The organism is Enterococcus sp. DIV1083b (genome assembly GCF_051713705.1).
Classification (GTDB): Bacteria; Bacillota; Bacilli; order Lactobacillales; family Enterococcaceae; genus Enterococcus_D; species Enterococcus_D casseliflavus.
In genome coordinates this window covers 565,076-586,951 of the sequence record NZ_JBIOQJ010000001.1, presented here as the reverse complement: position 1 = coordinate 586,951, position 21,876 = coordinate 565,076, and the positions used below count along the sequence as shown (strand labels likewise).

Annotated in this window: 20 protein-coding genes; 5 read left to right on the top strand and 15 right to left on the bottom strand. The window is 39.9% G+C overall.

Going from position 1 to position 21,876, the window contains the following annotated elements:
• Positions 1-188: 188 nt before the first annotated feature.
• Genes IGI69_RS02705 through IGI69_RS02695 form a run of 3 tightly spaced genes read right to left on the bottom strand, consistent with a single transcriptional unit; the run spans position 189 to position 3,519 of the window.
• Complete coding sequence (locus IGI69_RS02705; RefSeq protein ID WP_438739644.1) at positions 189-1,451, bottom strand: PTS sugar transporter subunit IIC; 1,263 nt, start codon at positions 1,449-1,451, stop codon at positions 189-191.
• 14 nt (positions 1,452-1,465) lie between these two features.
• Positions 1,466-2,191, bottom strand: a complete 726-nt coding sequence (locus IGI69_RS02700) for a glucosamine-6-phosphate deaminase (RefSeq protein ID WP_438739642.1) — start codon at positions 2,189-2,191, stop codon at positions 1,466-1,468.
• Between the two features lie 2 nt (positions 2,192-2,193).
• Positions 2,194-3,519 carry a 6-phospho-beta-glucosidase gene (locus tag IGI69_RS02695; protein ID WP_074536597.1) on the bottom strand — a complete coding sequence of 442 codons (1,326 nt, stop codon included), beginning with the start codon at positions 3,517-3,519 and terminating at the stop codon, positions 2,194-2,196.
• 145 nt (positions 3,520-3,664) lie between these two features.
• Here IGI69_RS02695 and IGI69_RS02690 point away from each other — a divergent pair, with 145 nt between their 5' ends.
• The gene (locus IGI69_RS02690) at positions 3,665-4,417 is read left to right on the top strand and encodes a MurR/RpiR family transcriptional regulator (protein ID WP_438739639.1); all 753 of its coding nucleotides are present in this window, start codon (positions 3,665-3,667) and stop codon (positions 4,415-4,417) included.
• Between the two features lie 191 nt (positions 4,418-4,608).
• Here IGI69_RS02690 and IGI69_RS02685 read toward each other — a convergent pair whose 3' ends face one another.
• Together IGI69_RS02685 and IGI69_RS02680 are read right to left on the bottom strand one after the other, a co-directional pair.
• The gene (locus IGI69_RS02685) at positions 4,609-5,937 is read right to left on the bottom strand and encodes a PTS sugar transporter subunit IIC (protein ID WP_074536599.1); all 1,329 of its coding nucleotides are present in this window, start codon (positions 5,935-5,937) and stop codon (positions 4,609-4,611) included.
• Between the two features lie 144 nt (positions 5,938-6,081).
• The gene (locus IGI69_RS02680) at positions 6,082-6,795 is read right to left on the bottom strand and encodes a GntR family transcriptional regulator (protein ID WP_005227520.1); all 714 of its coding nucleotides are present in this window, start codon (positions 6,793-6,795) and stop codon (positions 6,082-6,084) included.
• A gap of 168 nt (positions 6,796-6,963) precedes the next feature.
• Between IGI69_RS02680 and IGI69_RS02675 the strand changes: the two genes are divergently transcribed.
• Entirely contained in the window at positions 6,964-8,388 is a 1,425-nt protein-coding gene (locus tag IGI69_RS02675; protein ID WP_438739637.1) for a glycoside hydrolase family 1 protein, read from the top strand.
• 518 nt (positions 8,389-8,906) lie between these two features.
• Here IGI69_RS02675 and IGI69_RS02670 read toward each other — a convergent pair.
• Entirely contained in the window at positions 8,907-9,011 is a 105-nt protein-coding gene (locus tag IGI69_RS02670; RefSeq protein ID WP_017144486.1) for a putative holin-like toxin, read from the bottom strand.
• A gap of 367 nt (positions 9,012-9,378) precedes the next feature.
• Between IGI69_RS02670 and IGI69_RS02665 the strand changes: the two genes are divergently transcribed.
• Positions 9,379-10,212 carry an AraC family transcriptional regulator gene (locus IGI69_RS02665; RefSeq protein ID WP_008377906.1) on the top strand — a complete coding sequence of 278 codons (834 nt, stop codon included), beginning with the start codon at positions 9,379-9,381 and terminating at the stop codon, positions 10,210-10,212.
• Complete coding sequence (locus IGI69_RS02660; protein ID WP_005232083.1) at positions 10,205-10,624, top strand: DUF2000 domain-containing protein; 420 nt, start codon at positions 10,205-10,207, stop codon at positions 10,622-10,624. Before IGI69_RS02665 ends, IGI69_RS02660 begins: the two co-directional genes overlap by 8 nt.
• Positions 10,625-10,817: 193 nt before the next feature.
• Here the strand turns inward: IGI69_RS02660 and IGI69_RS02655 are convergent, their stop codons facing one another.
• From IGI69_RS02655 to IGI69_RS02645, 3 genes are all read right to left on the bottom strand, one after another.
• Positions 10,818-11,360 carry a DUF3267 domain-containing protein gene (locus IGI69_RS02655; protein ID WP_438739634.1) on the bottom strand — a complete coding sequence of 181 codons (543 nt, stop codon included), beginning with the start codon at positions 11,358-11,360 and terminating at the stop codon, positions 10,818-10,820.
• A 58-nt stretch (positions 11,361-11,418) separates the two neighbouring features.
• Positions 11,419-11,736 carry a hypothetical protein gene (locus IGI69_RS02650; RefSeq protein ID WP_034868787.1) on the bottom strand — a complete coding sequence of 106 codons (318 nt, stop codon included), beginning with the start codon at positions 11,734-11,736 and terminating at the stop codon, positions 11,419-11,421.
• Between the two features lie 461 nt (positions 11,737-12,197).
• The gene (locus IGI69_RS02645; protein WP_438739631.1) at positions 12,198-13,322 is read right to left on the bottom strand and encodes a GGDEF domain-containing protein; all 1,125 of its coding nucleotides are present in this window, start codon (positions 13,320-13,322) and stop codon (positions 12,198-12,200) included.
• A 135-nt stretch (positions 13,323-13,457) separates the two neighbouring features.
• Here IGI69_RS02645 and IGI69_RS02640 point away from each other — a divergent pair, with 135 nt between their 5' ends.
• A complete protein-coding gene (locus IGI69_RS02640) occupies positions 13,458-14,201 on the top strand; it encodes an EAL domain-containing protein (RefSeq protein WP_010748787.1) in 744 nt (247 codons plus the stop codon).
• Positions 14,202-14,572: 371 nt separating this feature from the next.
• Here the strand turns inward: IGI69_RS02640 and IGI69_RS02635 are convergent, their stop codons facing one another.
• The 6 genes from IGI69_RS02635 to IGI69_RS02610 form a co-directional block, all read right to left on the bottom strand.
• A complete protein-coding gene (locus IGI69_RS02635; RefSeq protein WP_086294543.1) occupies positions 14,573-14,920 on the bottom strand; it encodes a DUF7006 family protein in 348 nt (115 codons plus the stop codon).
• A 123-nt stretch (positions 14,921-15,043) separates the two neighbouring features.
• The gene (locus IGI69_RS02630) at positions 15,044-15,439 is read right to left on the bottom strand and encodes a hypothetical protein (RefSeq protein WP_115231767.1); all 396 of its coding nucleotides are present in this window, start codon (positions 15,437-15,439) and stop codon (positions 15,044-15,046) included.
• Positions 15,440-15,611: 172 nt separating this feature from the next.
• Positions 15,612-15,941, bottom strand: coding sequence for an LPXTG cell wall anchor domain-containing protein (locus IGI69_RS02625; RefSeq protein ID WP_016609681.1), 330 nt, complete (start codon positions 15,939-15,941; stop codon positions 15,612-15,614).
• 34 nt (positions 15,942-15,975) lie between these two features.
• Positions 15,976-16,539 (bottom strand): hypothetical protein, encoded by a 564-nt coding sequence (locus IGI69_RS02620; protein WP_271771167.1) that lies wholly within the window; start codon positions 16,537-16,539, stop codon positions 15,976-15,978.
• 27 nt (positions 16,540-16,566) lie between these two features.
• Positions 16,567-17,085, bottom strand: a complete 519-nt coding sequence (locus tag IGI69_RS02615; protein WP_438739628.1) for a hypothetical protein — start codon at positions 17,083-17,085, stop codon at positions 16,567-16,569.
• A 39-nt stretch (positions 17,086-17,124) separates the two neighbouring features.
• Positions 17,125-21,705 (bottom strand): hypothetical protein, encoded by a 4,581-nt coding sequence (locus IGI69_RS02610; protein ID WP_438739626.1) that lies wholly within the window; start codon positions 21,703-21,705, stop codon positions 17,125-17,127.
• Positions 21,706-21,876 lie beyond the last annotated feature (171 nt).

Sequence of the window (21,876 nt, the reverse complement as noted above, 5' to 3'; positions counted from 1 at the left end):
AATACAACATTAAAAAAAGCGAATCATTTACTGATTCGCTTAGATACTGATGCTATTTGTTGTTTTATTATTGAAACTATCAGAATCATTAAAAGCAATCGTCATTTTTCCAATATACTTTTTTAAAGTTATTTTCTGATACCTAAAAGACTTATCTTAATGAATGATGGAAAATAAGCTTTTTCTATCTACTCACTTATACTCACAGGAATCGTTGTTTCCGTTTCTTGCGCCTCTGCGGTTTCATTTTTCACTTGCTGCTTTTCCAATATTTTGAAAAATGGCATATAAATAAAATATGAGATAGCAATTGATACAAAAGACCAAACGGCTGCTCCAATACTACCATTAGTAGCTAAATAAGGACCAATAATAGGAGGAATAGTCCATGGAACTTGAATAACAATCGGTCCTACTATACCAATATTCATTAGGATATACGTACCGATACATAGGACCATAGGCGTTGCTATAAAGGGAATAAGCATTACAGGATTCATCACAATAGGCAAACCAAAAATAACCGGTTCATTGATACAAAAAATAGCTGACGGCAATGATAATCGTCCAATCGACTTATACATCTTACTTCTGGAATGGAGCATATTTAACACTAGACCTAGTGTTGCTCCAGTTCCGCCTAAACACATAAAGACAATCCAAAATCCATCGGCAAAAACATGAGGAACTTCTACACCACTTTGAAAAGCTGCCGTATTATCAGCAAGATAACTTAGGAAAACAGGGGTCGCAATTCCAGACAAAACATTGTCTCCGTGGATTCCACATATCCATAGCAAACAAACGAGAAGTGTGTATAGCAGCATGCCTGGGAGTGTTCCCATCCCTTGCATTAAAGGTTGGAAAACAATAGTAATGATTTCATTGATATCAACCCCTAATAAAGTTCTGACGATCCATATAACGGTCAGAATAAATGCTCCTGGGATTAACGTTGCAAAAGAAGTTGCTACAGTGGGCGGCACACCTTCTGGCATTTTTATTACAATATTATGAGTGACAAACCATTTAAAAGCATGAGTGACAAATACCCCAACAATGATCGCGGTAAACATACCACTAGCACCAAAATTAGCCAAATTTATCGTCCAGTCATCGTTTAATGTTGCTAGAAGAAAGCCGATAGTTGTGAGCATCGAATTAGAAATAGCATCAACACCAAACTCTTTTCCTAAATGATAGCCTATGCCAATTGCAGATATCAGTCCAAGGATTCCGAACGTAACATTGACTGGTGCATTCAACTGCGGCCCCCAATTTGACACAAAATCCATCCATGACTGTATTGGAAAGTTACCAATGATTAGGAAGATACTTCCAACAATAGTAAAAGGAATCGTCATGGAAATCCCATTTCTTATAGCAACTAAGTGTTTACTATTGCCTATTTTCAGCAATATAGGCAATACCTTGTTCTCAATGACCTGCATCGTTTTTCCTCCTTTTAGTTCACGACTTCCTTATCAACCACCAACACAGGATCTTTGTGCAACCATAGAGAAGTAACTGGACACTCTTTTGTAATCGTACCGCTTAGAAATTGTTGTATCGCAGATTTCTTTTTTGCTCCACTAGCTTGTACGATCATTGTTCCAGATTGTAATAATTGTCCTATCCCTAACGTAATTCCTTTCGTACGATCAACTTTCTCGTCTGAAAAATATTTTTTCCCAACACTTTGGGTTGATTCGTCTAAGATCACTATATGAGCTTTATCTTCGAAGGACGAACCAGGCTCATTAAAACCTAAGTGACCATTTACTCCAACCCCAAGCAAACTCAGTGTTAATCCTCCATTCTCCTCGATAAATTTATCAGCTTTTTTGCATTCCTCATTTAAATCATCGGCTAAAGGATCAAATGTGTGAAGTTGCTTTAGGTCAATAGGAACCCGATTGAATAAGTTTCTTTTCAAATAGGATATACAACTGCCTTCATTTTTCGGATCGATTCCAACCCATTCATCTAGTTCAATAAACTTTGCCTGGGATAAATCTATTTCTTTATTGATTGCTGCTTCTGCAATGATGTTAAGCGTTCCTACGGGTGTATCACCACCTGCAAAGCAATATAACCCATTTGGCTTTTCTTTCAAGACATCTAAAATGAGTTTTGCACAGATCTTACTGACTTCCTGGTAATTTGCCTCAACATAGTATTTTATATTCATTGTCATTCTCCTTTAAAAAAATTCGGCAGATATTCTTTGTGTGCCAAAAGCATTTCATCAAGTAGTTGCTTTGCTGTCCTATCACTTGGAACTAAGGGATTGATCGTCATCGCTAATAAAGCAGTGTTATAGTCTCCCGTAACAGCTGCTTGGGCCGCTATACGTTCAAAAGACTTAATTTGTTGAACTAGCCCTTTGATAGGAATAGGTAATTCACCTGTAGTCAAAGGGATCGGTCCTTGTTTTGTAATCAAACAATTTACTTCAACCGCTGAATCACAATCGATATCACTGATGGCTCCATTATTTCTTGTATTGACCGTTTGAATATCACGTTTGTCATTATAGATGGAATTAATTAAATTACATGCTGCTTCACTATAATAAGCGCCCCCACGTTCTGATAATTGAGGTGGTTTGATTGCTAGATGTTCATCTTTATAAAGTTCAAACAATTCATGTTCGATTTTCTGCACAACTTCTGCACGAGTTCCTTCTTTTTCTGCTGATTGTTTTTGCTCAGACAACATAGTGGCTGTTTGATAGTAATACCTTAAATAGCCGATGGGAATCATGCCAAGTGTTCGGAAAAAATCTGGTTCCCATTCTAAATCAGCAATATTTTTCAGACCAACTGCATCACCAGCATCTTGCGTCATCAATGTAAGTACTTTTTGGGTCACATCAATCCCTTTATGATAAATCTTTTTCGCAAAAACCATATGATTTAGTCCAGTAAATTCAACATATAATTCTTCTTTGGGTACTTTTAATGTTTCTGCAATGCCACGTTCTATTCCAATTGGTCCATTACACAAACCTACTACTCTACGCATATTGCTATGGCGTAAGACAGCTTCTGTCACCATGCCAGCTGGATTAGTAAAGTTGATCAGCCATGCTTCTGGGCAAAGACGCTCCATGTCTTTCACTATTTCTAAGATAACGGGAATCGTGCGTAATCCTTTAAAAAGCCCTCCTGGACCATTCGTTTCTTGTCCAATCGTGTCATATGTTAAAGGGATTCTCTCGTCTTTCGCTCGCGCTTCCAAAAGACCTACACGAAATTGGGTCGTAACGAAGTCCGCATCCTTTAATGCCGCTTCACGATCAAGAGTCATATAAATTTTCATTGGAAGTTCCGCTTTTTTTACCATACGTTTAGCAAGTTCCCCAACAATTTCTAATTTCTCTCTTCCTTGTTCAATATCCACAAGCCATAATTCTGAAATCGGTAATTCAGCATATCGTTTAATAAATCCTTCTATCAATTCTGGTGTATAACTTGATCCACCGCCAATTGTTGCAATTTTTATTCCTTTATCCATCCTGAAACACTCCTTTAACTTAACTACATGGTCAGTATAGATTATTTTTATCTCCATAAATACCGCCTTTAAGTAAACGGTTACAAAAGCAAAAGATTGACACCGGTTACAATCCTGTTACAATTTGTAACAGGAGGGGATTACTATGTTGTTTCTTGACTATCAACCAGACTTAAATGAAACGGATATTGAAGTATATAAAGCAATAATTTCAGACGTAAATGCAGTTGCTTCCATGAGTATTCGTGAATTAGCTGAGAAAAGTCATACGAGTACTGCCAGCGTACTACGCTTTTGTAAAAAATTTCGCTGTACCGGTTTTTCTGAATTTAAAATTTACCTCAGTGCGTATCTCGAATCTCTTAAAGAAGAAAAAGAGGTAAAAACACTTGATTTTGAGAGTGAACTCTTGAATTTTTTAGCACGGACACAAGACAAATTCTTTGAAGATAAATTTGATGAGGCAGTTCACTTATTGATGGAAAAAGAGCTGATTATTTTTATTGGCGTAGGCTCCTCAAATGTTGTTGCTGAATATGGTTCTCTTTATTTCTCGTCACTATTTAACATGGCGATTCGCATTGAAGATCCTAGTAATTACCCTATTAATTACCTATCCACTGAGTTAGCAAAAAAAATGTGTATCGTCGCTTTATCCGTTTCGGGCGAGACCACAGAAATCATTCAATATTTAAATCATTTGAATCTATCAGAAAGCTCAGTAATAGGAATTACCAGCAGCTCTAATTCAACACTTTCTAAATTAGCTGATATTGCAATAACCTATAATATTTCGCTAGAAAAAATTAATGAAGCTGATATTACAACACAGATACCGGCAATGTATATTATTGAAAAGTTAGCCAAAACCGTGAGAAAAAGAATGGAAACTCAATAGATTTGTAAAAAAAATTCTTCAGGTAATTCTTTCCCTCTATTCACAAGTTCACTGATTGATATTTCCACAAAAAAAAGAGACTCACATGTATCTATGTGGTCTCTTTTTGATATACAAATTTGTTCAATTTATTTGTTTCTCTTCCCTTTGGTTTGAGAAGACTTCAAAAAATCTTGTGAAGTTTCCTCTTCTCAATCATTTGCCTCTTCATTTCCTATTGTTGAGGTAACTTTTTCATCGATACGTAAAAATGGTAAGTAGATAAAAACACTCACAGCAATGATCGCAATTTGCAAGACTGATGCTCGCCAATCGCCACCAGTTGCTAAAAATCCAGATATGACGGGAGGAGTGGTCCAAGGTATCTGCACGACTACATGATTGATCAAACCAACAGCTGTCGCAAAATATGCAACTGTTAGGGAAAAAATCGGCGCCAATACAAATGGAATAATCAAACTAATATTGAAAACAATTGGTAAACCAAAAATGATTGGTTCACTGATATTAAAAAGTGCTGGAGTTACGGATAATTTTGCAAAGTCTTTGTAATCTTTACGACGACTAAAGATAAAAATAGCAATTAGCAAAGCAATAGTATTTCCTGATCCTCCCATAACAGCAAACGTATCTTTAAATGCCATGTTTATGATATGTGGAATATCTTCTCTATTCGCATAAGCAGCCATATTCTCTTGCATATTTTGAATCAAGAACGGATCGAGAAGTGAACCTGATATCACTGCTTGATGAATTCCAAACCCAAAAAAGAGATTTGCAATTGAGGTAATTAAGAGGAACCCTGGTAAACCTGTCGTTACCCTACTTAAAGGCCCAGTGATTAGAGTAGTAATCAACGAATTAACATCCATATTGAATAATTGATTGACAGCAAATGAACCAATTGCGAAGGTAGTCACGGTAATCATGATTGGAATAAGGACGTTAAAAGACTTCAACACAGCTGGAGGGATATTTCCTGACAATTGAATTTGTAACTTTTTATTATTAGATAACTTAATAAAGAGTTCCGTAGCAGCTAAGCCCACAAAAATTCCAACGAACATTCCTGACGCACCAGTATGAGTGACAGGAATAACCCCACCTACTTCCAGCGCTTCTTGACTTCCTTCTGGTGTAAACATCGTCATCATAGGGGTGAGAACAATAAACGTTGAAATAGCGACTAGAACAGCAGCAATATGATTTGTATAATTTCTGCTAACACACATATGATAAGAAACTGCCGCAACAACTAATAGCGTCGTTATACTTAGCGTTCCATTACTGATGGAAGTCCCGATTTCTTGAATCGTCGTTAATGTTGCTGGATCAATGATATTTCCCATAAATCCTGTTGGCTCTAAAATAACATAGTTGATCAATGTAACAAATCCCGCCAACATCATAAAAGGCATAAAAGTGGCGAAAGCATCCCTTAGTGTTCGAAGATGAATCTGGTTCCCTAGCCTTGTGGCTATTACTCCGAACTTTTCAAAAATAGCATCTTTTTTACTCATAATCCCGATCAGTCTCCTTTTTTAGTTGTAAGCGATTGCTTATGGGATGATCATACACCAGCTTTTTAAAAAAGTAAATATCTTTATTTAAAATTATATATCTTTTTCAAAAGTCAAAAAAAGACCAACGAAATTCGTTGGTCTTCACTTCTCAACAAAAACTGCTTCAAAAATAAAATCTTTGTATAAATGTCTCGAAAGAGAATATTCAAACGGTACACCAGATGACAATGACACCACTTTGTCTACCTCTATCATAAACTCGCCTGGTTTTACAGAAAGAATTTCCGCATCGAAGTCATTTGCCACATCACCTTTGATCCAAATATGGGAAGATTTAATCTCTAGACCAAGCTCATTTGTAATGTAGCCATATACAGAACGTTTCAAATGCTTTGGTTCTAACCCCGGTATAACAGAAAGTGGCATAAACGTTTGCTCAATAGAATACGGTTGTTCATCAATAAAACGACTTCTAATAATATTATAGACATACTCTTTTTGATTTATTTCTAAAATTTCTGCCACTTCATTCGATGGCAACTCAATTGAGAACGTATGGATTTCAGAAGTCACATGTTCTTCCCCTACTAAATCAAAAAGACCTTCATTTGGTCCAAACACTTTCGAATTATCAATTGGTCTGCGTAGAACTTCCGTTCCGAATCCACTACGTGTTCGTAAAACTCCCTCTGATACTAGCATATCAATACCTTTCTTCACAGTGAGCTTACTTGTTTGATACTCATGCGCAAGTTCATCGCCTGTAGGTAATTTTTCGCCGATTTGATAGGTTCCATTGGCAATTTTTTTCTTTACCTCCGTATAAACCTCCATATATTTTGGCTGTTTCTTCATAACTTACTCCCTCATACTCATCTCTATTACTTATACTTTAACATAAAAAATTGTCTTTTTACAGCTAAAAACATACCCATCACGAAAAGATATATATTTTTAATAAAAAGTATTTATTTATACTAAAAGCAATGTTACACTATTAAAAACGAACAGGAGGAAACGATAATGTCAAGACAAACTCAGTTAACATTTCCAGATGACTTTTGGTGGGGCTCCGCTTGGTCAGCAGAACAATCTGAAGGGCGTGGAGAAACAGGAAAAGCAGAGACCGTATGGGATCGGTGGTTTCACGAAGAACCTCATCGTTTTTATAAACGAATTGGACCTAGTATTACGACAGACCATATCCATCGTTACCACGAAGATATTCAATTGATGAAACAAACGGGGCACAATTCATTTCGTGTGTCTATCTCATGGGCACGAATGTTTCCAAATGATGGGGTTGGTAAACCAAACGAGAAAGCGATAGCCTATTATCGAGATCTTTTTACCGAAATGAAAAATAATAATATCAAAGTTTTTGCGAATCTCTATCATTTTGATATGCCCGCAAAATTACAAGATAAAGGGGGATGGGAATCACGTGAAGTTGTTGATGCTTATGTAAATTTTGCTGATACCTGTTTTCTAGCGTTTGGCGACTTAGTTTATCATTGGTTCACCTTTAACGAACCTTTGGGGCCAATCTTGGGCTCTTATTTAGAAGATTTTCACTATCCAAATCTCATTGATTTTAAGCGTGGTGCTCAAGCAGCGTTCTTTACCATATTAGCCCATGCAAAAGCCATTCAAACTTTTAAAAAATACCAGCTATCTAGCAAAATCGGAGTAATTCTCAATTTGAGTCCGACTTTCCCAAGAAGCCAAAATTCAGCAGATAAAAAAGCAGCAGAAATTGCGGATCTTTTTTATACTCGTAGTTTCTTAGATCCCATGGTCAAAGGAGTATTTCCAGAAAAACTAGTCTCGTTGCTGGAGGAATATGACCAATTACCCGTTGATTTCAATGACACAGACCTAAAAATTATTGAAGAGAATACCGCACAGATACTTGGTCTAAACTACTATGAACCACGCCGTGTCAAAGCAAGAACTTCTGCCGTTAATCTAGAAAGTCCATTCTTACCAGAATGGTTCTTTGAACCGCATATTATGCCTGGCCGTCGAATGAATGAATATCGTGGATGGGAAATCTATGAAAAAGGAATTTATGATTTATGTATGGACATCAAAAATAACTACGGAAATATTGAATCCTTTATCTCAGAAAACGGTATGGGTGTTGCTAATGAAGAACGGTTCATGGATGAAAATGGACAGGTGATTGATGACTATCGCATTGAATTTATCCAAGACCATCTCGCCTATTTATGGAAAGCAATTCAAGATGGCTGTAATATAAAAGGATACTATCTATGGACATTCATTGATTGTTGGTCATGGATCAATGCATATAAAAACCGCTACGGCTTAGTTTCTTTAGATTTAGCCACACAGAAACGTACAATAAAGAAAAGCGGCTTGTTTTACAAGGAACTAAGTAAGCAAAACGGTTTTTCCTACGATCTCGAGCGACTGGTAGATTAGCATTCACGAATATGATCGATAGTGATCTGTATAGAAGAAACCTGTTGCCACAACTCCTCTTTCGCACCTTTTAAGAAGGCGACAGGGTTTTATTAGTAAAAAAATAACCGTTTCCTTGCTAAAGTCGACGGTTATTTTTTTGTCATTTTTCACTGTGGCTAGGATACGAAAGAGCAGCATGGCAATAAATGTACCAGAATTTATCTGGAACTTATTAGCCGCTAGTTTCGATAATCATGCTTCCCTTTTCTTTAAACATTGCATTCGTTTTTAAATGTTCGAACACTTTTCCAAAATGACTACATCGAACACCTTATTCCAATTGAGAATAAGGTTTTGCCTATGTCGCTTATCGATTTTGTTTGAAAATATCCTTGTTAAAGTTGAAAAATCACTCTCTTCTTGCTATACTAACTATGTAAAGAGGAGTTGTGGCCACAACCCCTCTGCAGCGCCATTTAAGACGGCGACAGGTTTATTAACTTAAAAAATAACCGTTTTCCTGCTAAAGTTGACGGTTATTTTTTTTTGTCATTTTTCACTGCGGCTAGGATACCAAAGATCAGCATGGCGGTAAATGTACCAAAACTGATCATTAGCCCGATTGCTTCCGCTGTGGACAAAAAGGCTTCTCCTTTCTGAAGAGTTAGTACTTACATTCATAAGCACCACCACCTTTCAAAGATAGCCACCGTCACAAACTTTACTGCAGTCAAATGGTACCATACTTCCATCAATAAAACTTTCAAATGCCAAGGATTTATCGTTATTTTTTTCACGGTGCATGGTCTATTTGCTTTGATTCATTCCATAGAATCGTCAAAATAACCTGCTGTTCTTTCTTCAAGGCTGATCCGCTCTTTCCCGACATTCTCCAGTCCCTTTTCTCAGTCCCAATCAAGGGCCTCCATCAAGAAAAATAGTCAAAAGTCAATATCATTCTATTCACCAAAAACCACTTTTGTTATAGTAACAAAAAGGAGAATGCAGATGAGAAATGAACGAAAAATCATTCAAGATAGCACCCTTGGTGTAGAGGCTTTATTATTTAACGGCATCCAGCAGGAGTTTCCTAACCATTGGCACGAATATTATGTGATTGGCTTGATGGAAGCTGGGACGCGTCAATTCACCTGTCAAAATACCTGCTATATCGTTGAAGCAGGCGACTTGATTTTGATTCCGCCAAAGGCTGCCCACCGCTGCCAGCAACTCACGGAGGAAAAGCTGGTTTACCGCAATATCCACTTAACCCCGGAGAACATGGCGGTACAAGTACAAAAAATTTTTAACACTCAATTGACGCCGCACTTTCCTGAACCGGTCATTCGCCAAGTGAAAGAAAAAGAGGAATTTCATGCAGTGCACCAGCTGTTGCTGTCGGATCGCGGCGATGAGTTTGAAAAGCAAGAACGCTTTACTTGTCTCCTTCACGACCTGCTTGTTCAGTATGCGGATTTCACCCACGAACAAACAGATCCGGTTTCAAATAAAGCCGCAGCGGCAAAAGCCTATATCGATCAACATTATGCCGAAAAATTGTCCTTGAGTGAATTAAGTGACGTTCTTGGAATGAATCAGTACGTCTTGATTCGGCAATTTACCAAAGCGTATGGGCTGTCGCCGTTTCAATATTTAAGTACGGTGCGCATCAGTGCTGCCAAGAAAAGACTGGAAGCACAAGAAGCAATTGCAGAAGTCGCTTTTCTGACAGGTTTTAGTGACCAAAGTCATTTTACCCGTATCTTTAAAAGCTTGATTGGGGTCACCCCGAAAGCTTACCAAACAATTTACCAAGAAGATGGAGTGAGAACGTATGAATAACCAAGAAAAATGTGTCATGATTATCGATGAACAATTACCGATTGGCTTAGTTGCAAATACTGCTGCAATTTTAGGCGCAACCTTGGGCAAATTGTTTCCCGAAGGAATCGGAGAAGATATTTACGATTCGACAGGCAGAAAACACCTTGGCATTGTCAACTTTCCCATTCCTATCTTAAAAACGAACAAGGAGCAGTTGCAGACCATACGTGAATCAATCAGTCAACAAGCGGATCCAGAAGTAACCATCATTGATTTTTCCGACGTTGCTCAGACCACCAATTCTTACGAGCAATACCGTCAGACGCTTGAGACAATTCCCACAGAAACACTGGCTTATTTTGGTCTTTGTTTAAAAGGCAAGAAAAAGAGTATCAATAAAGTCGCTGGCAGCTTGCCGTTGTATCGGTAAAGCGCTAGTAAGAAAACGATCGTTTAAAATAAGTTTTCTTTTTGTCGACCGAACAGTCTTCTTGCTATATACGTTTTTTATAAAAAGTCCTACAAAAAAACAAACACTTTTAAGGTGTTTGTTTTTTTGTAAGAGATTTTCTAGCATACATTTTCTTGCTCTTTGATTTTGCCAAGATCAATTGAAAAATAAACTACTCTCCTTGATAAATATTCAACCCCACTTCAGTATCTTCCACACAACTGTTCACTGGTGCTTTTACAATGAGAAAAAGAAAGTAAAAGTCTCCCACACAAGAAGCGGCATGTGCGGCAGCAATCAAGATAAAAAGAGATGCCGTCAACCAGCCAAATAAATAAAATAGAAAGAGACCCACAGAAATGCCAAGGAATGGCGCCAATAAAATGATGGCAAATTTCTCTTTTGAATAAAAGGAATGGGGACTCGTGGCATATGCTACGCCATTTTTGAACCCAAACATTACCTTCCCTTTAGGGTCAAAAAGCTTGAAGAAGGCACCATGGATCAATTCATGAATAATGATGAGAATAAAATACGCAACCATTAAGATCAAAAGATCGAAAATAAACGAAGTTTCAGCATTTGACCCATGACCACCTAAGACAAAGAGTGTAAAGAACACATAGAAAAAAATAAAACTAGGGATCGCCGCGAGATTCAATCTCTTTATTGTTTTTTTATCATCCATTAAATTAATTTGTTTGAGTAATTTCATCGCTGTTCTCCTCTTCTTTTTGTCATTCTTCTTAGTACATGATTTCTATGAATTCCCTTTACCCAACCAACAAGAGCAGCAAACACAAAACCAGTGCCGTTAAAACGAAGAGGAAATTGATCATCTCTGGCGCACCTTCAATCCTTCTCTGTAATGGCGGAGGACGAAAACTTGGATTCATACGTTTCGTTTGGTAGTCCACGCTGCTTGATAAAAAGCTGTCGGAAGGGATCATAAACACCAACAGAACGCCATAAATAATGGATGCAGGAATCAGGAGTGAGCATTTGGCTAGGTAGCCAATCAGTAGACTCACGATCAAAGGAATAGCTACGTACAAAACACTTTGGTACAGTATTCGTCGAATTGGTTTCATAGGGAAGTCTCCTTAGTCAGTAATCGTTACGCACAGGTACAAAATAATTTTATTTACTTATCAAATAAATATACCATTGCTTTTAAAGACTGTAAACACGCCAGAAAACCAAGTCGATGCTGCCAAGCGCGACTGCCCAATGCTTGGTGCAAAAAAAGAAGTGGTTTCTTCCCACTTCTTAAAAAGCACTCTACTTGCCTTTCTATACTCGCTTAACCTCTCAAGATAATCGGCAAACCGTTTAGTAAACCGTTATACTTACCAGATTGCTTCCTCTCTTCCCTTTGAAAAAGACACGACGCTGGAAAAAGAAGCCTGCGAACCTTGTCTCTTTATTAAAACTTCTTCTGAAAAATATTCGTCTAAAAAAATCATACGACCTTGTCTTTCCTTTTGGTTTCCTACAACACCCGATCTACTTGAGAAAAGACTGCGAAACCTTCTTTAGAAAAGCAAACGTCTCAAGAAAAAATAATCGTGCGGTTTCTGCCCTTCCTTTTGGCTTCGTACAATGCTTGATCTGCTTGGTAAAAGGTTTCTGAAATGTCTAACGCAGAGGCTGCTTCTGAAATCCCTGCCGAAAAGTAAAGGGTCAGTTGGGCGGTTTCTAATTTCAACTGTTCATTGCTTAAAAACAAATGGAATTCTTCAATAATTTTTTTCACAGCATCAGAAGTATTCTCTTTAAATAGGACTAAAAATTCTTCGCCGCCATATCGATAGACTTCGACTAAATGGGAAGGACTTTTCTGGTAGAGAAACGTCATCAGTTTTTCCGAAAAGAAGGATAGGGCTTGATTGCCGATTTGATGTCCATGGTGATCATTGATGCGCTTAAAATGATCTAAATCCATCATCACCACGACGAGCTGGTCCTTCTCAAGTAGCGCCAGCTTTGAAATATCCTCGTTCAGACTGCGGAAATTTTTCACCTTGGTCAACTCATCATAATTGCGTTCAATGATTTTTGTGTTAATTTTTTCCAGGAAATTTTTTTGATTCTGCAAATAATACTTCCATAAAGAAACGATCCCCACAGATCCAATGCCTAAAGACACTACATCCCAAACGTTAATTTCGCGGCGATAAAAAAGCAAGGCGTTGAGCATCGGCGAGACAACCGTAACGAAAATCGAAAATAGGTAAAATGCCGTGTGATTTGGTTGTCCATAAAATCTTTTCTTTAATAAGCCCGTAACGATTAAAATGATGTAATTTAATCCGATAATAAAGAGCATGGCTTCCCATTCAAATTTATTGATCAATGCAAAAAAGGTCAGCAAAATGACGGGTACTAACCCAACCAGATAGATTTTTTCTTTGAGAATGCCAAAATAATAAATAAAGATTGGAATCGTATATTCATACGCAACATAACCGATACTGTTCAAAGAAAATGATATAATAAAGTAGACTTGCGAAATAAACAAAACAATACCAATAAGAATTTTAAACGACAGGCGTAAATTCAATTCTTTGAAGTTCTTGATAAACAAATCATACGAAATGAGCAAGCTCACGACTAAAACAGAATAGATCGCAGCATAAATCAGATGGACAAACACACTACTCCTTCTTTCTTTCATAGATTTTTCTTTAAAATCGTTCGCCCATGATTTTGAAAGGCTCGATTCTTTAACGATGAAGTGCACGAAATAAGCTTTTTTTCCTGCACTTCATGAAACCAAAAATAAAGCGACCCCAGAAAGGAGCAGAAACCAATGTCTGAGAAAATAGAACAAGAACTCTTATCGATATTTCCCCAATTATATTTTGATGCCCAGCCTATCTTTCAAATGAAAGCAGATAGTCAGAAAGTGATTGGCTACGAATTATTATTGAGAAGTACCGAAAGAAATAGGTTTCCCCTTTCCTTCTTCCAGCAAGTGATCAAATACAAAAAATTACATACTCGATTACTGCAGTGGTATCGAAATGAAATTTTCAGCTTGCTTCATCCGAACGAAGAAACAAAAATCAGTCTCAATATCCACCCGCAACAACTCAGCTACCCAGAAACCTTTTTGATGTTAGCTGATTTAGCTCCCTACCATGATCGTATTTTGATCGAGATCACCGAAGACGATACAGAACCTTCTATCGCCTGTGATCCCAAGTCCTTTCTTATGAACAAAATCAACCAAATAAAAAAGATGCGCTTTTCTGTCGCATTGGATGATGTAGGGACAGGCATTCATTCACTGACAAATATTGCACCGATGCTGGATAAAATCGATGTGATCAAATTTTCGCCTATCTCGTTGCGAGTGCTTTCCCAAAAGGAAATTTTCTTTTTGATCGACTTCTGGCGAAATATCGCCAGCAATCGTAAAATCCAATTTATTGTCGAAGGGGTCGAAACCTCGGATATCCATGAGTACCTGCTTGAAGAAGAGATTTTTCTTCAACAAGGGTTTTATTTGGACAAACCTGCCCCAGCTGATCAATTAAAGCGAAAAAAATAGCCCTCGCATCGTTTATTTTTCTCACTATACGCGATCAAAAATAAACGATTATTAAAAAAATGAACAGATGCCCTTCAAATATAACACAAATAATTTTATTTGCAGAATTTTTGCTGATTCGGCATCGTTTTAACGGTAATTTCACATGAGAGAAAGTAGAAATCAAAGAAAAGACCTTTTTTTGATAGGTGAATAGACAAAAAGCATTCAAGAAGTCAATTCCTGAATGCTTTTTGTCTATTCACTCTTTTTTCGATACACCCCTTCTATTTCAATCGCTCACCTTCCCTAATTGCAAAAGTATTAAAAATAGTCATCACTTCTTACCTACTCGTCTTGCTAGAAGTGATGCCTACCATTCCCTCTTTGATTCATCTCACATTGAAAACCAGAGAATGTTTCGCTTTTGTTCCTAGATTGTAACCACACAGTTCTTTTAGATAAAAGCGGTAATCATTTTCAACGATTCGAATGATCTCATTGTCGGAAAAATCGTCGAATCGCATCATTTCTGTGACTAAGACCAGTTTGGCGTCGATGCCCAAAATATCTGGGGTGATCGCCCAAAATGTTTCTGGTGAAATGGCTGCTACCAATTCATCAAGGAGGGCCAATTGCTTTTCAACATACGCCGCTAAAGCGCCATTGGCGCGGCGTGACTCCGCAAATTTCTTTTGAAATCCATCAAGGTATTCTGTTTTTGAAGTAAATACCGTCATGCTTTTTTACTCCTTTCTTTTAGGGGAACAAGCCCCGTTATTTTCTTCCTAAGCTCAGCTTGTTCTTCTAGTTATTCATTCACTATTTTTTCTAGTTGCTGAAAAAGCCCCCAGGCACAGGCGTCAATGCAGAATATCCAGCAATCCTCTAACCAGCTGCTTGTAATGCTCTTTTTGATCTTTTGCTCCATTTTCTGCCTTGATTGAAAGACTTTGCTCAATGGCTGCTTGAGGAATCAGCAGATGGGTGTTTAAGCTTGAGATAAAGGAAACACTTTCTTCCAATAATTGATACTCTTTTTGCAGGTTGCTGGGTAATTTATATTTACGTAAAGGAAATAAATAGCGAGCACTGGCTTTTATTTCTTCTATACGATCGTTTTCTAGTAAGTAACGCATGGTATCGAGTTGCTTTCCTTGGTGATACGGGCAAGTATCTGCACTCAGCAGATGGGTATAGTACCCGATGTATTCACTATTTATGATGGTTCTTTCAAACGCTTCTTTCTTGATTTTCATCTTCTGTATCCTTCTTTCAAAACTATCACTGATCTCACTTATGCAGCGTTTGTGGTATCACTAAGTACTGTTTCTTCTTTTGGTCCATTTTTTGTTAAATCTTTCATCAAAAAAAGAGAAACTGCAAGTTTTCCCCACAGTTTCTCCTATACGCTTCTAGCGATGCCTATAGTTAAGGAGCGACGCTTTCACCGTGTTTCTTTTTTCTTGTTACTGCGACGACAAACAGTACTAGGAGTGTATACCCAAGAATGATCAAACTGCTTGTGTTTGATGAACCTGTTTGTGGTAATTTTCCTTGTCCGATTTGAGAACCATCTGCTACGATCGTTTTCTTATTGTCATCGTCTGCTTCTTCCTCTTGCGTCACCGTTTCACCGATTCGACCGGTCACAGAGACTTGCCCTGTCGTCGCCTCTGCGACGCTGGTTTCCGATAGATCCCAGACAGTCAGAGTCAGTAACACAGCGACGAAAAGAACGATTCGTTTTCGTTTTTTCATACGATAGATCCCTTCTTTACTGGGATTTCAATTCTTAGTCTTCCTCTACATTCGGCGCAAAGCTCAAGACCAATTTGAAACTTGGATTTGATTCTTCTGATGCATCGGTCGGTGTTGCTTCACCAGTGAACGCAAACGTGCCTTCATTCGTACCTTGGTTGCCTTCAAGGGTAAATAATTCTATTTCTGCTACGGTTGGTGTGCCGTTTTCAAACAACTCGATACCATTTACGTTTAACAAGTCTACTTCATCCATATTCAATGGTGTATCGACACCCGCAACAGAAGCGATCACACCAACTGCTGAGTTATTTGTCACAGTGTAGCTAGGTGAAACGATCTCTTTGTGGCTTGACTCTTCTGTTGTATAGAACAAAGCAGTCGTTGGAATCGTCACATTGATCCATTGGTTCAAATCGTCGGGATTTGGTCCAGGGGTTGTGTTATCGAATGATCCGATGATCCCGTTTACTTGGACATCTCCTGACGTATCGCCTTCACGTCCGTCAATGGTTTGTGTCGCAAAAGCGGTGGTGCCGCTGGTGATTACTCCTGCGATTGTTGCTGTACTTAGAATGGCTGCTACAAATTTTTTCATTTTTATTTCCTCACTTTTCCTTTTTTTTTAATTCTTAACGATAATCGTTAATTCAGCTTCAGTGACCCCTTGTTTTTCTTTGCTTTCAGGGTCGTAAATATTGATCGTGGCTTTCGCGGGATATTCCCCTTTTGCCAACGGTGTCGCCAAGGCGACATTTTCAACAAATTGGTTTGGATAGATCGCACCGGAAGAGTAGATGACTTCCCCGCTCGACAGTAAAGAGATATCCACGGCGATTGGGTACACATTGGTGCCCGGATTGACGATCTCGATGGATCCTGTGCTTTGACCATCTTCAAAAATGGCTTCTGGATTGATTTGCAGCGTGAAATAATTCGCATCCGCAATCTCCTGCGCTCGTTCAGAAACCCGCTGATCGGTGGCATCGCCAGATTCTGGCAACAGGTCGGCACTGATCAAAGGGACTGCTGTTTTTGATTGGTAAAAGTAGTACCCGATCCCACCGATAAGTACTAGCAACAGCAACAACCACAAGATCCATTTCCGTCGATCCTTCGTTTCGGTTTGATTCGTTCGCTCCAATGGATTCACCTCCTTCACGTTTGGTACGATCTTTTTTCTTTAATCTCGTGGGACAAAGCGTAAGACGATGCGATACTTCGGTACGAGCAAGTCTTCATAGTACCCACCTTGGTCGGCTTCTGTATCAACGATCCATTGGGGATAGTCTCCATAGAAGTCCCCCGTTAAGGAAATCGGCACGCGGCTTCTTTCTTCTAGGCGAACCAAGTGTTGTTCCTCCATCGCTTCATAGAGTTGGATCTGTGTTTCTTCCGTTTTTAGATTCAATCGCAACAGCGGGGTTGAGATGTCGTCATAGGTCAGGGTTGGGTCTTCTTCTTCACTTTCACTTTCGGCATAGTCGAGAGGATCTTCTCCCGCTTCTAATAAGACAATACTGGCACTATCATCGATCGCCAGTTGATTGACGTAGGTATCCACGGCAAGTGGCGATTGATTGCGGATCTCATACGTTTGGCTTTCAAAATTACGATTCGATTCCGCTGTGTTGTACAAGGATTCGAAGACCATTTTGGTCGGGATCGTCACTCGCATATGCTCCAGTTTCGATGTCACATCGATACCGATAGCCATCTGGTAGGCTTTATTCCCCACCTCAAGAACAGCAAAGTAGCTGCCGTCTTCGTCCACTTCTCGTGTAAGATCCGTTTCTACGATGCGAAAGTCATCCGTCATATCCGCTTCCGTCAAGACGTTTGCGGCTTGCGCACGACTTTCTTGAAGGATCAAGGTATCTAATTCTTCTTGCGTGCTTAATTCATTAATTTTATAGCGATCTAAGGTGATATTGTATGCTTCAAAGTTCACACCTTTAATCACGGTTTGACGAGCCGTCACATCGACATAGGTCTCAATCGACGGTTTTGATAAGAAAATCGACACTTCTGTCTCGGTTTCCAATCGTTCATTTTCTCTTAGTGGAATACGGAAATAGCGATACAGCTGATTTTCATCACGATAGTCGCCCCATTCGATTCGTTCAGAGTTTTTGTCTAATTCGACGAGTTCTCCGTCAGTATTGGTATAGGAGATCACTGTGATATCGGTATCCTCGTACATAGAACCAGTGATTTCAGTCGACTGATCACTCAATGCATCGATTCGGGCAACGAGGCCTTCTGGTTCTGAAAAACGAATTTTATTGTAATTATTTTTCGCAATCACTTGATAAATATCTGTTTGTGTTTCAAGACTTTCTAAGGAACCATCGAATTGTTCGCCACTCAGCAATCTGGAACGTGCTTCGCCATTTCCTGTGCCTCCATAGGGGAAGGTATTCCCACCATTTCGATTGATTCGCATCGTTCCTGATATATTGATAAATTCTTCCGTTGGTGCCTCTAAAGAAGCATTTTCCCAAACTGCTAGTTTTTGACTTGCCACATTGATTCGCAAACCATTCGCAACCGTATTTTGTGCGGAGCGGATCAAACGCTGCAATTGCGCATTGGCTTGACCAGTTCTTGTCGTAGGGTGACTAATTTCAAACAAATTCACATTGTTTATATTCAATCGTGCATTGGCTAGTCTGAAATAAAGAACTTCAGATTTATTTCTTATGGTTTCTAATGCAACCGTAGCGTCTTCTTCTGCCGAAAATGAATTACGCACATTGACTAGTGGTCGATTGATAAATTCTGCTGATGTCCCCATCCCTGTTCGGTTATCAGTAAGGGAAAATTCCGCTCGTTTACCAACGGTAATGTTTGCGAACGAATTCGAGTGACTAGATGACCAGTTTCCGCCTCCTTGCGTATTTAGCCCTCTCGCAACCCCTTTAAAGGTCGCGTCATCATTGAGAATGAAATTAGAGGAAGTCGTGACTCTAAAGATTCCTCCAGATTGATCCACGTCAAGGGTAGCTCCTTTGCCAATCCGAACAAATGAATTACTAGCCGTCAACCATATAAAGCGGGAATCTGAAGTCGTTCGATCTCTTCTTGACGTCATGGTGGCATTGTCTTGCAATTCCACTCTTTGCGACACTTGGATTCTGGAGTAGTTTTGACTTGTTGCTGAATTTTGAATCGCCGTCGTTGTTGGCTCTGTCAAATGAACTTCAGCATGTTGTCCAAGCGTAACGGAACGAACAGTGGTGTTTCCTGTCATTCCCCTCGCTGCGTTGATTCTCGTATAGGAATTTTCGCCAAATAGCAGATCCGTCGTTCCGACTCCTTGTAAAAATCGTCCCCCCGTATCAACTTCGACTTTACTTGCTTCTTCCATCGTAAATTTCGAGTTCGCCAAGGTTAAACGAAAGACCGCTCGTGCTGCTTGTCGCGTAGTATGATTGACCGTTACTTTCGCTTCACGTCCGAGTTTGATTTCTTCTCTAAAGCGGAAAAAATCAACATTTGCATTGCTTCGTCCAGAAACGGTGATCTCAGAGTGATCGCCCACATGCAACCTGCGAATGGTTGAAGAAGCAGCAGATGAGGTACCGCCAGTAAAGCCTTGTGCGGTTTGTAGGCTGATCGTATTTGCTTCACCAATATAGATATCTGTTGTGCTGCGACCAGTAACCAATGGTCCTACTTGATTGAGGGAGATGGTTGCATTTGCTTCTGATAGAAATTGGGATGCCGCCGACGTTGAACCCAATGCAATGAAAGGATTGGCGGCTGATGACGTGCGAGAATAGTTGATCGTCGCTTTTTCTCCTAGAAAGAAGCGTCGTTGCACGGAAAATGCATTAGCTGCTGCACTCGTTGAATGCTCAGCAATCGTGATTTCAGCCCCTTCAAGCAGCTCAAATTGATCGACCATCGTTCCAGCGGTGAAGCCATGACCTAACACACCAGTAAGTTTCGCATATTTCCCTAAAGTTACCTGAGCCAAGCTTGCATTGACGAACGCCCCACGCTGATTCACAGCTATTTCTGAATAGTCACCAATGGTGATTTTTCCGTTGCTCGAGGCTAAACCGATGACGACATTCGATGTACTCGCTGAAGAGGTCGTTCGCGTTCTCGGTACGTCAATTGTTGTATGACTGCCGACTTGAACCGAAGACGTTGCGAAAAAGGTGCGATACGCTTGACCAACAGTGGCATTACTAGGTTCACTGATGGCTATTTCCACCTGATCACCAATCGAAATACTGTCAACGGCTATGTTGCCATTAAACCCGTTGCTATGCTGATTGTTCATTTTCACATGGTCTTGGATCACGATCGTGGAACTCGCCACCCCTGTAAACATTGGTCCATGCTGCGAGACCTTGGTTTGTGTGTGCTCCCCCAAATCGATGGCAGAATTCGCACTTCGAAGTTGAATAAATGCCCCGGTCGTTGTGCCCGTCCGCGTTCCCTCGATGATGGTAGGTTGGTCTGCGGTACTATTTTCAACGATGAAGCGGCGTCCGACATTGATGGCAGGCGTTCCGCTGACCGTCCCGTATTCAGATAGCTTTAACTGACTACCTGCTTGTAACCGTATCTCTCCTAACGTACTGGTGGAGTTCCCAGAAAGTCCTTGTCCTGTACCAACATCCAGAGTTGCCCCTGTGGCTAACGTCAATCGGCTATCTTGATTGGCATTTGGCAAGGAGACCATCGCACCAGATTGGCGAATCGTCGTCACACTTCCTTGACCAAAATCAAGGCTTGCTGCGGTACCCGTCATGTGAAAGACGGTGCCAGTATTGCTGTTGGTACTGCGAGTGACAGAAATTTCAGCTTGGCTAGCGACTGCTACTTGGTTCATTTCAAAAATCGGTGTGGCATTTGAGGAGCGATGATTGATCGTCAATTGTCCTTCAACCAAAAGCCTTTCCGCCGTGAACAAGGTTGGAATAGAAGACGTCGCTGTCGTCACCACATTGGTTCCTTTGAAATGAAGTTGTGCTTGGTTGTTATTCACCACGCGTCCTGCGGTAGTGGTCAGCTCCAGTTGGGTATCTTCAAAAGTAATCGTTGATGCCCCAGTTGTTTGAGCCAGCCCTTGCGCTGACTGGATGCCTTGTTGCTGCACCCCTTGCCAAGTCAGTTGAACAGGTGCTGCAAACTGCATCAGGTTCTCGGCTGCCGTCTGTGAAACGATCACAGGCATCTCTTGACTACGAAAAGTAACGTTCGTCCGTTGGATCCCACTGATTGGCTCAGTTAATGCCAAGTTGCTGGCAAAAGTAAGCACTAGCGATTGCTCATTGGCGATTTCTTCGTAACGATACTCCGTGCCCTCTTCATCGGTGAAGGATTCCCCAAGTAAAATTGCCCGCAATTGCGCCTCACTTGCTACAGTCAGTTGGATGGTTGCAGCTTCTGCATCGAACCCTTCGACTTGCTCGTTTTCAGATTCAGACTCCTCTTCATCTTCTGAGCTGTCTGGCGTTTCTGCTTCGGGCAGTGCTTCAGTTTCTTCTACTTCTTCTTGGCTAGCGGTCGTTGAATCATCGGTGGCTTCCGATGAGGTTGTTTGTTCCTCGCTGCTTTGCTCGGTTGACTCTTGCGTTTCCGATTGATCAGCAGAATTATTGGTTTCCTCCCCAGAAGATTGTTGCGTCCCTTCAGAAAGTGACTCTGTTTCTGCATAAGCAACTTGCTGGAACGCCATCGTCGTGTTGACGCCCGTGCTGCTCAGTAGTAATACGGCCGAAAACAATGTAAGTAATTTCATCATATCCTCCTTTCTTCAAGTCTTTGTTGCGTTAAGAAAGCTGAAACCTAGGGAATAGCTTCTTGCTTTTTCACGCAAAGCTGTCTCAATATTCTTCGTTTTTGAGGGAACGACAAAAAAAGACATTTTGATGAATCAAATGTCTGGAGAAAGTTGTTAGATTAAGTTTTCATA

Excerpts from the sequence above, each read along its gene's own strand:
- IGI69_RS02645 (WP_438739631.1), bottom strand. The coding sequence starts at position 13,322 with ATGAAAGAAAGAAGGAGTAGTGTGTTTGTCCATCTGATTTATGCTGCG.
- IGI69_RS02695 (WP_074536597.1), bottom strand. The coding sequence starts at position 3,519 with ATGGATAAAGGAATAAAAATTGCAACAATTGGCGGTGGATCAAGTTAT.
- IGI69_RS02660 (WP_005232083.1), top strand. The coding sequence starts at position 10,205 with ATGAATAACCAAGAAAAATGTGTCATGATTATCGATGAACAATTACCG.
- IGI69_RS02655 (WP_438739634.1), bottom strand. The coding sequence starts at position 11,360 with ATGAAATTACTCAAACAAATTAATTTAATGGATGATAAAAAAACAATA.
- IGI69_RS02635 (WP_086294543.1), bottom strand. The coding sequence starts at position 14,920 with ATGACGGTATTTACTTCAAAAACAGAATACCTTGATGGATTTCAAAAG.
- IGI69_RS02680 (WP_005227520.1), bottom strand. The coding sequence starts at position 6,795 with ATGAAGAAACAGCCAAAATATATGGAGGTTTATACGGAGGTAAAGAAA.
- IGI69_RS02690 (WP_438739639.1), top strand. The coding sequence starts at position 3,665 with ATGTTGTTTCTTGACTATCAACCAGACTTAAATGAAACGGATATTGAA.
- IGI69_RS02625 (WP_016609681.1), bottom strand. The coding sequence starts at position 15,941 with ATGAAAAAACGAAAACGAATCGTTCTTTTCGTCGCTGTGTTACTGACT.
- IGI69_RS02675 (WP_438739637.1), top strand. The coding sequence starts at position 6,964 with ATGTCAAGACAAACTCAGTTAACATTTCCAGATGACTTTTGGTGGGGC.
- IGI69_RS02630 (WP_115231767.1), bottom strand. The coding sequence starts at position 15,439 with ATGAAAATCAAGAAAGAAGCGTTTGAAAGAACCATCATAAATAGTGAA.
- IGI69_RS02610 (WP_438739626.1), bottom strand. The coding sequence starts at position 21,705 with ATGATGAAATTACTTACATTGTTTTCGGCCGTATTACTACTGAGCAGC.
- IGI69_RS02705 (WP_438739644.1), bottom strand. The coding sequence starts at position 1,451 with ATGCAGGTCATTGAGAACAAGGTATTGCCTATATTGCTGAAAATAGGC.
- IGI69_RS02665 (WP_008377906.1), top strand. The coding sequence starts at position 9,379 with ATGAGAAATGAACGAAAAATCATTCAAGATAGCACCCTTGGTGTAGAG.
- IGI69_RS02700 (WP_438739642.1), bottom strand. The coding sequence starts at position 2,191 with ATGAATATAAAATACTATGTTGAGGCAAATTACCAGGAAGTCAGTAAG.
- IGI69_RS02640 (WP_010748787.1), top strand. The coding sequence starts at position 13,458 with ATGTCTGAGAAAATAGAACAAGAACTCTTATCGATATTTCCCCAATTA.
- IGI69_RS02620 (WP_271771167.1), bottom strand. The coding sequence starts at position 16,539 with ATGAAAAAATTTGTAGCAGCCATTCTAAGTACAGCAACAATCGCAGGA.
- IGI69_RS02650 (WP_034868787.1), bottom strand. The coding sequence starts at position 11,736 with ATGAAACCAATTCGACGAATACTGTACCAAAGTGTTTTGTACGTAGCT.
- IGI69_RS02685 (WP_074536599.1), bottom strand. The coding sequence starts at position 5,937 with ATGAGTAAAAAAGATGCTATTTTTGAAAAGTTCGGAGTAATAGCCACA.